We start from the raw sequence: 16,079 nt of genomic DNA on the forward strand, positions 1-16,079 counted from the left end.
GGAGATTCGATAAACAGTTCGGCAGAAATTCAGCCTTACTGTTTATCTCTCGAGTTTTGTGCTTTGCACAAAATATCGTGTTATAGGAGAATGTATGAAATATTTTATTAACAAAAAATTATTGATTATACTCATTGCTTTTTTTGTAAGCATTGCGGTATTTGCCGAGATTCCCTCAATGGAGGAAATGTATAAGATTATGGATAAAGTTTTCGACACGGGAAATTTTAAAAAAGATTTTACAAGCACTCTCACACTGATTGTCGAAAAGCCTAATCAGCCTAAGGAAGTCGTTCAGTTTAAACTCTTTAGGCGTGACACTAAGGACCAAACAACTCTTATTCAGCTGGCTCCCGAAGCCGATAAGGGAAACGGTTATTTACAGGAAAAGGAGAACCTTTGGTTCTATGATCCTATTGCCCATCAGTTTACTCATTCTTCCCTTAAAAGGAATTTGGCAAACAGCGATACAAAATTATCCGATGTAAATAAAAAGTCGCAATTTAGGCAAGCTTGGGAAATTCTTAAAATTGAAGAAGCAAAGCTGGGTAAATATGAGGTTTATGCGGTAACTGCTAAGGCTTTGGAAAAGGATGCTGCTTATGCTCAAGAAAAATTCTTTGTACGAAAAGACGAACACCTCCTTTTAAAAATAGAAAGTTACGGTGCGAGCGGAAAACACATGAGAACTACCCTTATACCCAAATACGCAAATGTTGAAGGTATGCCGCTTCCCGTACATCAAATATATATAAATGAGCTTATCAAGGGAGAAAAAACAACGCAGATATTTCAAGACTTCAGCACTGCAAAAATTGATGATGTAGTTTTTACCAAGGCTTATTTGGAGAAGATAAACTAATATGAAAAAAATTGCGATTTTTATTTTTGTTTTATTTATTCCCTTTTTTGTGTTTGCACAAGAAAACTCTTCCGATTTGGAAAATGATCTTTTCGGCGGAGATGAAGATACCCTTATATCTGCCGACGAAGCCCGTTCCGGCAGTAAGAGTAATTTAAAGTTTAAGGCAGATCTTGAAAAGGCAAGCCTTAGCCTTGAGTCAAAAAAATTGAGAATAGGCGGAAGTTTAAGTTCTTCAATGGGAATAAATTATGCTTGGGTAGACCCTTATTCAAAGAAGGATGATTACCTGAAATCTTTTAAAGACGGAAAGGGAACCTTTAACACAACCTTAAACGGAAGCCTTTTTTTTGATGCCCGTCCCAATGAAGACTTAAAACTTTACGGAAAATTTCTTTTCGGCTTCCCATTCGAGAAAAGTTTATCCGGTGCCCTTACAGTTCCAAAAAATTCATTTGGACCTTTGCCACCGAATGATATAATCCTTCCCATTGGCGTAAACGGGGCTGCAAATATTAAAATTCAAGAGCTTTACACGGATTTTTCCGCTAAGAATATTGCTTTTTTCCGTTTTGGAAAACATGCGGTAAAATGGGGAACCGGTTACTTTTATAGTCCTGCCGATGTTATAAATATTTCAAGAATCGATCCTCAAGATCCTACGGCCGATAGGGAAGGGGGGATTTCTTTAAGAACCCATATAATAATTCCCAAAACCCAGCACAATATCTGGCTCTACCTGTTGCCTCCGGGGCAGGGAGAAGACTTTGATCCCAAATACACGGCAGGAGCTGCAAAGGGCGAGTTTGTTGTCGGCAACTGGGAATTGGGATTTGGAGGCTGGTACAAATATGAAAAGGCTCCCCGTCTTATTACTACCGTTTCGGGCAGTATCGCAGGAAAGGTTGCCGTCTTCGGCGAGGGCGTTTTTGCCTGGGGAAGCGACTATACCTATTATAAGGCCGATATGAGTTCCTATACCGAAAAAAATAAGCCCTTTTTTCAGGCAACCCTAGGCGGTTCTTATTCAAATGCCGACACTAATACCAGTATCGCTTTACAATATTTTTATAACGGCTTCGGGTACTCCAATGCGGATACAGCTCAAGATATTCTTTCAGAGGCTGCTGTGCACATAAAAAACAAGAATTACACTCATCCTTCAGTCCTTGCCTCAGGTGATATTTTAGCCATGGGAAATATGGGCCAACACTACATAGCCCTTAATATAAGCCAAAACAAACTCGGTACCGATAAGTTGAGCCTAAACCTTTTTCAGCAATTTGCTATATCGGAACTTGAAGGTTTTTCAAAGCTCACACTCAACTGGAAAATATATAAATTTGCCAGTATGAGCACCGGCCCTTCTTTTAGCTATCCTTTAAGTCCCAGCTCAAAGACGAAGGGGCAAATAGGGTATAGTCTTTCGTTTCGCCTAGGCGGCGGCACCTTCTAAGCCGTAAATAGAGGGGCATCTACTGCGTTGCTTAGCAAAAAACAGTCCTCGACGTGCACAAAGCACGCCTGCGGGTGTTTTTTGCACGCGCCTTGTATCTGTACCCTCTATTTACGGCTTAAGTTTGCGATACGGGATTCAAATGCGGTTAATTTTTATTCGCTTCGCGTCCTCGGCTCGCCTCTTGCCGGCTTGGCTCGGACTCGGATGTCCGTGGTTCTGGCTTGTTTTTTTTGATTATGTGTGCTAAAATATCGGTGGGAAATCCCACTTTTATTGGAGGTATGATATGCAGGCAATACCGGTAAAATCATATGATGCAAGAATTGACTCAAAAAAAAGAATTACTTTAAGGAATGCTTTATTCGAATATTTTAATGTTAAAGAATTTGCTGATGGAACAATTGTACTTGAGCCTAGAGAATTAACAAAGCCTTTTACTGTTTCTTCTAACACATTAAGTATGATGGATAAAAGTATGGAAAATTTTAATTTTGGGGATGTTTCAGATCCTATAGATATTTCTGTTTACGGAGATGTTCATTGATGTTCAAAATTCGTATGGGAATACCTGAAATGAAACAAATTTGGGAAAATTTAGAAAAAAAATACAATTCAAACACATTGAGCAAAGCCGAAAAAGAATTATTTAAAAAACTGATTAATTGTTTTAAAAAACTTTTAAATGATCCTCATTATCCGGGCTTACAATCTCACGAGATAGAATCATTAACAAGGCGTTATAAAATAAAAGTATGGGAATCTTATTTAGAAAATAATAAACCTGCAGCAGGAAGAATATTTTGGGTATATGGTCCGAATAGAGGTGATATTACAATTATAGGATTGGAACCTCATCCAAATGATAAAAAAAATGCTTATAATAAAATCACTCTTTCTTCAATTGAAAAATAGTCAGTAAAATTTTATACAGCAAGTTAGAAATATTTCTCTTCCTCTAATACCCAAAAAATCTTAAATACTTGCATATTCTATAAAAATATGCAATAATTAACTTATACATAAGAAAACTGCCGCTTATAGTATGTTTCGGCTGCATGAAGTCGGCACTTTCTTACAATTTTTTTTATGCTTTGTGCTGTTTAAAATATTGGAATTGAATAGCCGTGCATAAATTTTTATCTCGGTTTATTAGGATGGGAGTATGAATCATCATAATAGGCCATGGGTAAACTATGTTATAAAAATGTGTGTTGTGCTTTTTTAAGGAGGTTTTTATGTTTATTGAAATTAGGCCTTATGAAAAAGAGCGTTTGTCGGTACGTTTTAAAGCTGAGGGAGATGATTTTTCTAAAATTCTGCAATCAAGTACCTAACAGGGCTTGGAAACCGTCCGGATATTTCTGGATTATACCTGCAGATCGTAATTCTTGTGATATTTTATTAAACAACCTTTATAATGAAGGGATTTGCAGGGCAGATTCCGGCTTTGACTTTAAAAATTCTGAACTTAATAATACTGAGTCTTTGAATACCGAAATTAGTGGAGAAAGGAATAATCATACTGCAACCGATATTCAGAGTATTTTAAATAAGTTGGAAGAAGTTCTTACTGCCAAACACTACAGTAAGCGTACAATGGAGGCTTACAGCTATTGGATAAGCCGCTTTATTCGTGAAAATAAGAATAAAAATCTTAAAACTCTTTCCGATACGGAAATAAATGCCTTTGTGAGCCGTCTTGCAGTGAAGGAAAAGGCTGCCGCTTCAAGCCAAAATCAGGCTCTTGCGGCTCTTTTGTTTCTATATAAAAACATATTAGGCTTAACTATAAAGACTCCTGAAAATATAGTCCGTGCCAAAAAGCCCAAAAAGCTGCCTGCCGTAATGACCCGTGAGGAAACTGCAAAGATATTCTCTCTTTTGCCTGAAAACGATTACGGGCTCCTTATTCGCTTGCTTTACGGAACTGGAATGCGGCTTATGGAAGCCTTGCGGTTAAGGATTCAGGATATCGATTTTGGGAAAAATGAAATTACGGTACACTGCGGGAAAGGAGCTAAAGACCGTAAAACCGTACTGCCTGTTTCGCTTAAATTTCCGCTTCAAAAACATTTAGAAAATGTCCGCCTTATACATGAGGCAGACTGCAAGGACGGTTTCGGTTCGGTGCCGCTTCCCTCTGCTCTTGCAAAAAAATATCCCGCTGCAGGTAAAGCGTGGGCATGGCAATGGGTGTTTCCGCAAGCACGCCGATGGCAGAATAAAGAGACAGGCGAACAGGGGCGGCATCATATCGATCCTTCGGTTATTCAGCGAACTCTGCATGAAGCGGTTTTAAAGTCCGGCATCCCAAAGCCGATAGGTTGTCATACTTTCCGCCACTCATTTGCAACGCACTTGCTGGAAGCCGGTTATGATATCCGCACTATACAGGAGCTTCTCGGGCACAGCGATGTTAAAACCACTATGGTTTACACCCATGTCCTAAACCGCGGCGGTATAGGCATTCAAAGCCCTATAGACAGTATGTGATTTTTTTATCCCATTTAGTGAAGATAGGCCTAATCTGCCGACTGTTTATTTATTCGATTTGTTATTATGGTAGAAAGATGTGATTTTTTGTTTTACAGCAGTTTAGATTGCAAATTATTGGTTTTTATGATATAGTGAGGAAGGGTCGAAGGGGTGTTAGGTTGACCTGCCTACGGCAGGCGGGTGCGGAACCGACCTATAACATTTATTTCGATCGAAAAATCAATTTATAGGAGATAGGTTATGTTTTTAAACGTAAAAGGTTGCGATTCTTTCGAGCTGGCATATGGACATCGAGCTCCAACTCAAATGTCAATAAAAAAAGAAGACGTTATATCCTTTATAAAGCTTAATCGGGGAGATGAATATAAAACCGGCTTGTCTGTAAGATCAGGATACGGAGCTTCAAGATCTATTTATATCACTGAAGAGTTTGATTCATTTGCAGCAAAGATGAGCTAATTAGCAATTACCTATGAAGGCTCTAAGAAAAATCTATTTTCTTCGAGCCTTTTTTCTCTTTTTGAATTTGATTGGATAACAAAAGCGATGTTAATTTTAAAAGATAATGTTTAACTAAGTTATCAACTTAATATTATTTTAAAAGAATGTAAGGAGAATCAAAATGACAAAAGTCAAAATTCAATCAGTACAGTATGAAAAATCTGATACAATTGAAATGCAAGGAACCAGTGCAGATACTAAACGTTATATACGTAATGGTTACTTCGTCAAAGAAGAGAGAAATGGGTTCTGGGTACTTAATAAACCTTCGCGAGTATTAGCAGAAATTCTTATTAATAATAAGCCTGTTTTACAAAACATAAAAAATGAAATATTGAATTATTATAATCGTGATAGAATTTCACAAAATCTTGTTCAAAAATTTGAAAATGACTTAGTATCTGGAAGTGTTAGCTTGTATAGTGATTCAAATGGTGAATTTGTTATATCATAAAGTATAGTTCAAGAAATAAATATTAAGAAATTATATTAATATATTAGAAAAAGTAGATTATTGAGAAACCTAACACCCGCTTCAACCTGACATTTGTTTTGTCACGAAAGTTGCTTGGACGGTCGCCTGCGGCTCCCTTTTTTATGCAACTTTCGCGCCAACTTTGCCGCTGCTAAGCGCTTCGGCAAAGGCACAAATGCAGGTTAAGCGTTAGTTAGATTGACCTGCCTTGTGGCAGGCAGGTGCGGAACCGACCTATAACATTTATTTCGACCAAAAAAATAAATTTATAGGAGGCCAAGTATGGCAAAAGAAATTGTTTATTATGAGGTTACAAATTCTTTCAATGAAATTCTCAAAGGGACAAGATTTAAAGTAACTAAAGATTCTTCAAAGCATATTGATGCTTGTATAAAAGAAGGTCTTGCAGAAGAAACAGGAGTTCCTACAAACAAAATCAATCTATCAATGCTTAAATGTGTTGAAATTTAATTCAATAATGAGTGGAGCTTTATTTTGAAAACTTCACTCATTGGAAATTCAAGATAGTGGGATATATGGAATCTGATTATTTAAATTTCTCGCTTAAATAATAAAAATTTAGGAAATTTATATGAAATCAATTGAATGGATGTGCAGAAATTGTAGAACTATTGGAAAATAGAGAGAGCTTTTATATGAGAAGAAATTATGATGGCGATAAAGCATATCAAAGAGAAGTCCGTGCTCGTGGTGGACGTAGAACAGAAGCAGATTACAAGCGATATAAAGCTAGAAAAAGTATACATAGCAGCCATTTTATCGAGTATGCAGGTACTTTAGATTTTATTTTGATAAGTATTTTGTTAGGGTATTTAGGGGTTGATAGATTTTTATTGGGAGATAAAGGAAAAGGTATTCTTAAACTCATAACTTGTGGTGGTGCAGGTATATGGTGGATAATTGATATTTTCAGAATGCCAAAACTTGTTCGTGATAAAAAAGATAAATATTACGAACAATATAAAAAAATAAGGACTTGCCAAATAATAATATAACATTAGAAAAGCCTCCTGAAATATCAAATAATCAGTTGGATATTCAAACAGATGTAACAAAAAATTATGAAAAAATAATAAGAGAATCCAAATCTTTAATATTTGATTCCGATGATTCCCATAGGATATTATTGAATACTGGCGATTCAATAAAAGTTGAAGCCGTCAAAACAAATTTCAATGTAAATTCAGATGAAAAGTTCTTTTTTGCCTATGATGACACAATCAGGAAAAATTTTAGGGAAGGATTTTTGCTTACAGATAAAAATCTATATTTTACAGAAAAAGGTAAGAATATGCCTTTGCGAATAAATGAAATAGCCGAATTGTCTTTAAAAAATGGAAGTCTGACAAGATATATTATTGTAAATAATCATAAAATAAGCATTACTTCATTAGTATCAGAAGATGCTGCTGTCTTATTTTCATTTCTACAAAAATCAATTGAATTTATAAAGGACAGGTAACATAAACATGGAAAAGTCTGAACAATTCAAGCCGTTATATCAGGAACTTGTTACCTGCTTTAGAGATGAAAAGTGGGAAGCAAAAATATATCCTTTTTTTATTCAAGAAGGAAAGAAATTTCCAATGTCAAGCAGAAAAATCCTTTTTGTTGGAAAATCTGTGAATGGTTGGGTAACAAATTCCACAGATATTGAAATTCTGTTTAATGGTGATTCAGAAGGAAAAAGAAAAATTGTTAATCGAACAGATGAAATGAGTTGGGTTGTAAAGCCAAACGCAAAAAGGAAAGGAGTAAAAACCTATAAACATTCATCTTTTTGGAGATTAATTTATTTGATAACAAAATCATTACTTCCCAAGGAAAAATCGAAAGAATGGTATGATTATATTGCTTGGAGTAATTTGTACAAAATAAGTCCAAAGAAAGGAAATCCAACAGATGAAATGAAAAAACTTCAGCAAGAAGTATGTTGCAAAATTTTGGATAAAGAAATCGAGATTTTACAACCGAAATTTATTATCTTTCTTACTTCCGGCTGGGAAAAATTCTACATAAATCATTTAGGTATAGACTTATCATCTTTTTCTACCGTGTCATGGAATAAGAAGAATTATAAACTTAGGTATCATACAATTTCAGGTATTACATATATTTTGTCTCAACATCCTCAAGGCAAACATGAAAAAACTCATGGAAATAAGATAATAGAAATAGTAAATTTGAATGAAAACCTAACACCCGCTTCAACCTGACATTGCCTTTGCGGCAATGCAGGTTAAGCGGCAGTTATACGCACAAGCCAATGGCTTGGATATTTTTTGTTTATTAGGGCAAAGTAGGAAGCGGTTGTATTAAAGCTGGCACGGAAGAAAAAAATCAAGTAAAACAAAGAGGCGATTGAAAAATGGTTTCAAAAATATAATATAAACTATAAAAATTTTATAAAAAGGAAGATTAATGAAAAAAATATTTTTTCTAACAGTAGTATATTGCTCACTACTAATTTCTTGTAAAAATAATTCCGATGGTAAAAAACTCAGTTATGATGGAAAAATATTGACCGAACAGTTAACACAAAGAGAATTTGATTACTCTAAAACTAAAGAAGAATTAAATCGTGAGCGAACAGATTCACGAATTCCTTTTACAATGAATTTTTATGGTTGTTTGGGAAAACCTGTTTTAAAAGCGGAAGGGAATAATGACGTATATGTAATGTTAGATTCAGGTTCTACACGGAACTGGTTTTATTATTCTTTATTAGAAAAGATTAATGTGACTGAAGATGATTTCATACAAAAAGTAGTTGAATATATCAAGCAGAATGAACTAGAGCTGATAAAGAATCATTCTTCAGAAAAAGAAGTTGCTCAATACTTAAAAAACGAATGGTCTAATTATAATCTTAATTATCTAGCTTCCGTGTCTTTTGGAGATATTTCTCTGCGATATGATCCTAATGTTAGTGAAACTTTTGATGGAGTTATCGGAGCTGAATTTCTATTGAATTATGACAGAGTTACAATAGACTTTATCAATCAATATATTATTTTAAATGACGAAAAACTTGATGGTGCTGCTTTAAAAATGTATCAAAGTCCTAATGATGAATTTGATATTTATTTTGAATATAGAGGACAACCTGAATTCGGAATGATTGATACAGGTAATTATGGGTTTACTCCAAGACATAATTTTGGAGATAGAAATCAACAATATGATATAAATGATTATTCAAATTATGGATATGGCTATAAAGATAAAGTTCCTATTACACCAAGAGTAATGTATTCTTATAATGATATAAAAATAGGTGAGGTTATTTACAACAATATGAATGGTGCTTATTCAACAATAAAAGGCTCTGGTTTTAATAAAGGAGCACAATCTCATATGATGAAACTAAATGGGCTTGGTAATGTTTTTTTCTATAACCATATAATTCAATTTGATTTTGTAGATATGCAGTTTATTATTAAATAACAATACAAACAGGAATGTATTTGAATATAAAAAAAGGGATTTGTATTCGTGAAGCAGAAAATTCATCTGTTTAAGAAAGAATATTAGTTGGACGCTCTCATAGATCCGCTAGTTTTTTAATTTAAAATATAATACAAATAAATAAGGTGTATAACAAATGGCAATAACAATGATAACAACTCTTATGCTGATGGTGTTTTATTTTCTTTTGTTGTATGGAGGTGTGGCTTTTGTTCAAAACAAGAAGTTTTTTTCTTCAGCCCCCAAAGAGGTTTATGATGCTGTTCCTGACAGAAAAGAAAGATTTCACGGTGCCCATATAATCGGTTGGATTATAATTGCAATTGCTTTTCTTGTCCTTTTGGGTGCATTTATAGTTGGAGCATCGGACGGAATTCATAATAATTTTAATTTTATTGAGTTTTTCATAAGATTTTTAATTATGCTTTACGGGATGGAAACTTTCGATATTGTGTTTTTTGATTGGGTTCTTCTCTGTCATTCAAATTTCTTTCCTTATTTTTATCCGGAAGTTAAGGATATCGTAGGTCCGCATTTATTTGGATTTAATTGGAAAACACATGTTATGCATTACATTATATATATTCCGATTTGCGCCGTACTAGCGTGGGTATGTACTTTGTTTTAAGAAGCTCATTTGTTATGGAAAAAGAATTAAGATTATTAGTACAAGATAAATGAAAGACGTCTAACACCCGCTTCAACCTGACATTGCGGACAAGCCGCAAATGCAGGTTAAGCGAATGTTAGACAGATGTTGACTGATAACAAGTCTTTTAAACAAAATGTATATTGCACAAAAAAACATACATATATAGAGGTAAATTAATGGCAAAAATAGATACAGATCAGAGATTACATAAATATCAAATAGACTATGATACGGCTATCCAAGAATTAAACGATGCAAAACAAGCGGAAAATATTGCTGTTTTTATTGGTGCTGGAATATCAAAGTTTGTAGAGCCTAAATATCCAATATGGAATGAAGTAACTGCAAAACTAAGGCATGAATTACCCAACTGTACTACAAATGATGCTCTTGATATAGCTCAGGCATATTCAGATCAATTCGGTGAAACACGGCTTGCTGAGACTGTAAGTTCTTTATTTCCTGATTATTCATCAAATATAGACTTTTATCGCGAACTTCTAAAGTGCCGTCCAAAATATCTAATCACTACAAATTGGGATAATATGCTTCAAAAAACTATTGAATCAGAGGCATATATGTATGATACTATTGCTGATGATAAAGAGTTGATGGATTCCAAACTTTTTAATAAGTATATAAAAATGCATGGAGATTTTCAGCATAAATTTGTTCTAACAAGAAGCAGCTATAACTCATATTCTAAAAATTATCCACTCATTGAGAATTTTGTTAAGAGTATTCTCTGTACTCATACGGTTGTTTTTATGGGCTATTCTTTAAGTGATGAAGATTTTAAACATATTCTCGATTGGATTAAAATGTCAGCCCCTGCTGAGCCCAAGTTTTATTGTGCATTTGCTGTCGAGCACTACAATGAAGATTCTGCATCAAAATTTAACTCTAGGGGTATTAAGACTTTTAAAGTTCAAGATTTTACTCAATTTTTCACAAGATTAAATGACTCTAATAATGAACTTCAAAATAAGAATCCAATTCATGCCTTTGCAGGATTACTAGCACCTTTGTGTAAAGATAAATTTATTTTACTTTCTAGTCTTCGTAGCTTTATAAGCAATTGCTCTTTTAAATATGTTGATGAATACCGCTCATATTTAGAATTGTTTACGAATGAACTTACAGGTGATTATAATAAATATCGCCGTGATTTTTTTAATAGTCTTATAAAGACTATTCTGGATAAAAATATTGAGAATAGTACTATGTATTCTGATGGGTTACAGATAATTCATGATGTATTCAAGAAAACTGGGATTTTAGGAATTACTTATAATGGCTATAACAAGATATTACCTGTTGAATATAGCGATAAAAGTTTTGTCTATACAACTTTTAATTATGAAATACATGATGAAGATTCTGAAGAGTGTAAAGTTCAAAAATTGTACACACTTTCATCTATTGATGATAAAGAGGTTGCTAAAAAAGCTTTAGATTTAAATTTTGAAATTATAAAATCAGATATAAAGAGTAAAAATTATAGAAAACTTTTAATTTCCTATTTTAATCAAAATACTATTATACGAGTTCTTAATGTTGGTATTCCTATATCTAAAGCTATTGAATATATTGATATAGAAAGAAAGTATCTTACATTCCCTTCAATCATTCAAGCAGAAATATCAGATATTTATAATTTTATTACAGAAAATACACTTCGTGATACGATTATTATTCTCTCAGAAGCAATCGAATCTATAAAAGATAGATTAAATTCATTTGTAGCTATTGATATAGATCGATTTCGTTGGTCAGCCGAACATAAAAACCTGAATGATTTTGTATTTCTTAATCATATTCTTATTGAAAATAATGCTTTGTTTCGCAAAGTTCAACAGTTGTATGTAGAGATTGCAGTATTGCGGAAAACTGTTCAAAAACCTATCATTTTGAATAAAAATGAAATATTTTCATGTATTCATTATTTTGATTACCATAAAAATAACTACAGTCTTGATAACCTTTTTTTCGAAAATAAAGTAGAGTTAAAATTTGAACAGGTAGATGAAGATTGGCTTGTTAATATAGTGCTTCCAAATTGCATAAAAATGTATAAACAAAATAAACCTTATAATTCTAAGCTTTATTTATGCAATTTGCTATGTATATGCTCGTATGCTTTGGTTTCTGTAGAAAGTATAATTAAAATCATTAATAGTATAGAAGAAATAATTAGAGATTGTATTTGTAATGGTGATATTCTTAAACAAATAAACAATTTTATTGGCTTTCAATATAATAAAAGTATTGAGGTTTTTAAAAATAAAAGTTTTCTACCAGTATTTAAATGTGCTGTAAACAAGTACTTGAAACAATGTGCTAGTCCTGAAGAACAGATGGCATTTGCTGGTCTCGGATATAATTATTATGAGATTTTTTATAAAATTGCTAAGGCAAATAAAGAGAAATTTGAAGATGTAGAATTTTTGAAAAAGATTATAAACTCTTTTGAAAATGCTGTTTTTGATGCAAAAATAATATGTTACATTAAGATATTAATGCCATTTTATTTAGTCGGCAATGATGGAGTAAAAAAATATCTTAAAAGTATTCTTTTAGATTTTCTAAATAATATTCCAACTCAACCCGTTCCAAGTCAGTTTGGAGGTTTTGAATTTATAAGTTTATTAGATATTGAGTATTATAGATATTGGTATGAATTAAAGCTTATAGAAATAGGTTTGAAATTAGGAGACTCTACATATGTACAAAATTTAGAAGCATGGCTCACCAAGATTTACGATCAAGAAGGGACTTCAAGCATGATCAGTATAATTCATAATGAAATTCTGTTACTTAAAGAAAATAATCAGAAATTTGATAATGCAATGATAATATGTAAAAAAATAATAGAAAAACATACGTCTTATCGAATTTTACAGATTTAAGATATTAATAGTATCTATTAGATAAAAACTGTCTAACACGCGCTTCAACCTGACATTTGTTTTGTCACGAAAGTTGCTTGGACGGTCGCTGCTGTCGCAGCTCCCTTTTAATGCAACTTTCGCGCCAACTTTGCCTTACGCTTCGTGTTGGCAAAGCCACAAATGCAGGTTAAGCGGTAGTTAGGTTGACAAGCTAACCGCTTGCGGAAAGGTTTGTGCGGAATTGATTTTATATGAATTTATAAAATAACCTATGATATAGAAAATTATCTATCGGATAAACTGTACAACTGAAAATAAGTATAAAAATATTTGGACTTTATTAAATGACTAAACGTATATGATTTCATTATATATACTTGACAATATATCCTTATAAAGGTATATTATACTTATGGGGAAAACAATTATAAGTAAAGATAATCGTTTTGAATGGGATGAAGAGAAAAATATTGCTAATATTGAAAAGCATGGAATAGCTTTTGAAGAAATATTGGAAGTATTTGACGATCCTGCATTTTTGACAGGATATGATTTTGAGCATTCCACAAAAGAAGATAGGTATTATGGTATTGGAAATTTGAATGGAATATTGATAGTTCTGGTCTTTTTTACTGAGAAGAAGCACAGAATACGGTTGATATCTGCGCGGCAAGCAGAAAAAGAATTGAGGGAGGAATATTATGATTACTTCAAAAAAATTAACAGCTGAAAGATTGGAAGAAATAAAAAATTATCCTATATCGTATGATGAGGATAGTCCAAAACTGACAAAGGAACAAATTGCAAGATTAAGGCCGGTTCATGAAGCATATTGGAATGTAACACCTATTAAAAAAACAATTTCTATAAAAATAGATGCAGATATTCTTGCTGTGCTTCAGTCTTTGGGTAAAGGTTATCAAACAAGAATAAATAGTATTTTACGGGAAGCTATTACTACAGGTAATTATTAATCTAACACCCGCTTCAACCTGACATTGCGGACAATCCGCAAATGCAGGTCAAGCGAATGTTAGTTTGACAAGATTTAATACAATAAGGAATATGCAATTGAGCAAAATTAAAATAGCTTTACTACAATTAATGCCGGGGAACTCTCTTGTTGAAAATATGCATATCGGTATATCAGCTTGTCGCAAGGCAAAAAACATTGGGGCAGATATAGCATTGTTTCCTGAAATGTGGAGTATTGGTTACGAAATACCTGAATCTGTCAATGAATTAAAGAGTAAAGCAATTAGTAAAAATGATACGTTTATACGTTCATTCTCGGATTTAGCGAAAGAATTACAAATGGCTATCGGTATAACATTTCTTGAAAAGTATGAGCCATTACCAAGAAACAGTATCTGTCTGTTTGATAGATTTGGCAAAGAACTATATACCTATGCAAAAGTACATACATGTATTTTTGGAGATGAAAAAAATTTAATGTCCGGTAATGATTTTTATGTATCTGTATTAGATACAGAGCATGGTTGTGTAAAAATAGGTTCAATGATTTGTTATGATAGGGAATTTCCTGAGAGTGCACGAATACTCATGCTCAAAGGTGCAGAAATAATACTTGTACCGAATGCATGTCCAATGGAAATTAATAGAATTTCACAATTAAGAGCAAGAGCATTTGAAAATATGGTTGGTATTGCGACTGTTAATTATCCAAAAGGAAAACCTGATTGTAATGGTCATTCTACAGCATTTGACGGTATTGCCTATAAAATTGATGAACCATATTCGCGAGATACATTAATAATAGGAGCTGGAGAGGAAGATGGAATATATATAGCAACTTTTGATATAGAGGAATTAAGAAAGTATAGAAGTAGAGAAGTTCATGGTAACGCATACCGGCAGCCGACAAAATATAAGATTTTATTATCGGAAGAGAAACAAGAGCCGTTTATCCGTAAAGATTATAGAAAATCAGCAAACTAACACCCGCTTCAACGCTGACATTTGTTTTGTCACGAAAGTTGCTTGACGGTCGCCTATGGCTCCCTTTTTATGCAACTTTCGCGCCAACTTTGCTGCCGCTATGCGCGTCAGCAAAGGCACAAATGCAGGTTAAGCGAATGTTAGGTTGACCTGCCTACGGCAGGCGGGTAACGGAACCAATCAAAACAGCCTTTCGACCGAAAAAAAATAATTGCAATGAAGAGAGTGTTGCGAAAGGAAGGTCGAAATGAAACAGAAAAAAGTAGTTTCAATGGTTTGTGTATTGGTTCTAATAATTAGTGCAGTAACATTATATTCAGAAGAAATACGAACAAGCAAATATTATGGAGTTCATTTTATTACGGAAATAAAAGAGAATAATGTTAACATAAGAGAGGCTCCTTCTCTTGAAGCTAATGTAATAGTAACATTAAATGAAGGTCATAAAATTCGTATTACAGGCATATCAAAAGTGAATGAAAAAATTGACGGATATTCAGGGTATTGGTTTAGAATTGAAATTCTTGATTTTAAGGCTAAGGAGCTTTACCCATTAGGTAAATGGGTTTTTAGTAAATATGTAAAAGATAAAGATATTACTCCATCTATAATACGTCTAAAAAAATCCAATGAAATATTGAATAATCAAGTTTCCTCTTTAGAATTATTAATTGAAAAAAATGGTAGAACTAGAACAGTTAAAGTTCCTGTAGAAAGGAAAAAAAATAGATATACTTTTGTATGGAATGATTATCCTAATGCTGAGTTTATGTACTATGATGTTCCAGGAGTTTATAGATGGATTCCCGAATTTAATGAAATTAGGCATGTATCTTATTATTCTATCGATAAATGGTCCTCTGATGAGTTTACAGAAGATTACAGATATTGTATTAGTGATGAAGGTTCTGCACCCGGAATAAGAGGCGTTATTGTAAGAAATTTGAAAAATGGCAGGATAATTTTTGAAGGATACTATTATTCTTCTTGGAATTTAGACGGATATGAGATTGATATTGTCTATTCTCCAAGTGAGTGGGATATAAAAAATGGTCAAGTTGATCAAGAAACGCTAAAACATTTTACTGATTACGAAAAAAGTCATAAACTAAAAGAGTTTGAGTATATTTTAGTTAAATACCGTTATAATTTTGTAGAAAAAAAAGAAAATTTATCGGATGTGGGATAATGTTTAATAACAATTAGGATTTTAATATTTGCCACAATAATATGGTGAAAAAACAAGACATGTTTCATACATCTTTTCGTTGTATATATTGATAATATTTGATATT

General features: G+C 33.0%; 18 protein-coding genes. All 18 read left to right on the forward strand.

Annotated elements, in window-relative coordinates; translation table 11 throughout:
* Positions 1 to 94 precede the first annotated feature (94 nt).
* The 18 genes from HYB91_RS04270 (at position 95) to HYB91_RS04355 (ending at position 15,973) form a co-directional block, all read left to right on the forward strand.
* The gene (locus tag HYB91_RS04270; RefSeq protein ID WP_002690346.1) at positions 95 to 862 is read left to right on the forward strand and encodes an outer membrane lipoprotein-sorting protein; all 768 of its coding nucleotides are present in this window, start codon (positions 95 to 97) and stop codon (positions 860 to 862) included.
* A 1-nt stretch (position 863) separates the two neighbouring features.
* Entirely contained in the window at positions 864 to 2,318 is a 1,455-nt protein-coding gene (locus HYB91_RS04275) for a hypothetical protein (protein ID WP_002675213.1), read from the forward strand.
* A 289-nt stretch (positions 2,319 to 2,607) separates the two neighbouring features.
* Positions 2,608 to 2,865 carry a hypothetical protein gene (locus tag HYB91_RS04280; RefSeq protein WP_002669606.1) on the forward strand — a complete coding sequence of 86 codons (258 nt, stop codon included), beginning with the start codon at positions 2,608 to 2,610 and terminating at the stop codon, positions 2,863 to 2,865.
* Positions 2,865 to 3,233, forward strand: coding sequence for a hypothetical protein (locus HYB91_RS04285; protein WP_002675212.1), 369 nt, complete (start codon positions 2,865 to 2,867; stop codon positions 3,231 to 3,233). The genes HYB91_RS04280 and HYB91_RS04285 overlap by 1 nt, the downstream gene beginning before the upstream one ends.
* A 345-nt stretch (positions 3,234 to 3,578) precedes the next feature.
* Positions 3,579 to 4,814: an integron integrase gene (locus HYB91_RS04290; RefSeq protein ID WP_252508153.1), complete on the forward strand. Its 1,236-nt coding sequence runs from the start codon at positions 3,579 to 3,581 to the stop codon at positions 4,812 to 4,814.
* Positions 4,815 to 5,057: 243 nt separating this feature from the next.
* Positions 5,058 to 5,276: a hypothetical protein gene (locus HYB91_RS04295; RefSeq protein WP_002675193.1), complete on the forward strand. Its 219-nt coding sequence runs from the start codon at positions 5,058 to 5,060 to the stop codon at positions 5,274 to 5,276.
* 163 nt (positions 5,277 to 5,439) lie between these two features.
* On the forward strand, positions 5,440 to 5,772 hold the full coding sequence (locus HYB91_RS04300; protein WP_002675191.1) for a hypothetical protein: 333 nt from the start codon (positions 5,440 to 5,442) through the stop codon (positions 5,770 to 5,772).
* A 303-nt stretch (positions 5,773 to 6,075) separates the two neighbouring features.
* On the forward strand, positions 6,076 to 6,264 hold the full coding sequence (locus HYB91_RS04305) for a hypothetical protein (RefSeq protein WP_002675189.1): 189 nt from the start codon (positions 6,076 to 6,078) through the stop codon (positions 6,262 to 6,264).
* Positions 6,265 to 6,449: 185 nt separating this feature from the next.
* Positions 6,450 to 6,809 carry a TM2 domain-containing protein gene (locus HYB91_RS04310; protein ID WP_002675187.1) on the forward strand — a complete coding sequence of 120 codons (360 nt, stop codon included), beginning with the start codon at positions 6,450 to 6,452 and terminating at the stop codon, positions 6,807 to 6,809.
* Positions 6,791 to 7,276 carry a hypothetical protein gene (locus HYB91_RS04315; RefSeq protein WP_002675185.1) on the forward strand — a complete coding sequence of 162 codons (486 nt, stop codon included), beginning with the start codon at positions 6,791 to 6,793 and terminating at the stop codon, positions 7,274 to 7,276. The genes HYB91_RS04310 and HYB91_RS04315 overlap by 19 nt, the downstream gene beginning before the upstream one ends.
* A gap of 7 nt (positions 7,277 to 7,283) precedes the next feature.
* A complete protein-coding gene (locus tag HYB91_RS04320; RefSeq protein WP_002675178.1) occupies positions 7,284 to 8,030 on the forward strand; it encodes a hypothetical protein in 747 nt (248 codons plus the stop codon).
* A 205-nt stretch (positions 8,031 to 8,235) separates the two neighbouring features.
* Positions 8,236 to 9,261, forward strand: a complete 1,026-nt coding sequence (locus tag HYB91_RS04325; protein ID WP_253719645.1) for a hypothetical protein — start codon at positions 8,236 to 8,238, stop codon at positions 9,259 to 9,261.
* 157 nt (positions 9,262 to 9,418) lie between these two features.
* The gene (locus HYB91_RS04330) at positions 9,419 to 9,910 is read left to right on the forward strand and encodes a hypothetical protein (RefSeq protein WP_002678629.1); all 492 of its coding nucleotides are present in this window, start codon (positions 9,419 to 9,421) and stop codon (positions 9,908 to 9,910) included.
* Between the two features lie 200 nt (positions 9,911 to 10,110).
* Positions 10,111 to 12,843: an SIR2 family protein gene (locus HYB91_RS04335; protein ID WP_002678628.1), complete on the forward strand. Its 2,733-nt coding sequence runs from the start codon at positions 10,111 to 10,113 to the stop codon at positions 12,841 to 12,843.
* Positions 12,844 to 13,237: 394 nt separating this feature from the next.
* Positions 13,238 to 13,555: a BrnT family toxin gene (locus HYB91_RS04340; protein WP_002678627.1), complete on the forward strand. Its 318-nt coding sequence runs from the start codon at positions 13,238 to 13,240 to the stop codon at positions 13,553 to 13,555.
* Positions 13,527 to 13,799, forward strand: a complete 273-nt coding sequence (locus HYB91_RS04345) for a BrnA antitoxin family protein (protein WP_002669526.1) — start codon at positions 13,527 to 13,529, stop codon at positions 13,797 to 13,799. Before HYB91_RS04340 ends, HYB91_RS04345 begins: the two co-directional genes overlap by 29 nt.
* 91 nt (positions 13,800 to 13,890) lie before the next feature.
* Positions 13,891 to 14,784 carry a carbon-nitrogen hydrolase family protein gene (locus HYB91_RS04350; RefSeq protein ID WP_002678599.1) on the forward strand — a complete coding sequence of 298 codons (894 nt, stop codon included), beginning with the start codon at positions 13,891 to 13,893 and terminating at the stop codon, positions 14,782 to 14,784.
* A 247-nt stretch (positions 14,785 to 15,031) separates the two neighbouring features.
* The gene (locus HYB91_RS04355) at positions 15,032 to 15,973 is read left to right on the forward strand and encodes an SH3 domain-containing protein (protein ID WP_002678630.1); all 942 of its coding nucleotides are present in this window, start codon (positions 15,032 to 15,034) and stop codon (positions 15,971 to 15,973) included.
* Positions 15,974 to 16,079 lie beyond the last annotated feature (106 nt).

This window comes from Treponema sp. B152, assembly GCF_024181665.1.
In the GTDB taxonomy this organism is placed as follows: Bacteria; Spirochaetota; Spirochaetia; order Treponematales; family Treponemataceae; genus Treponema_B; species Treponema_B denticola.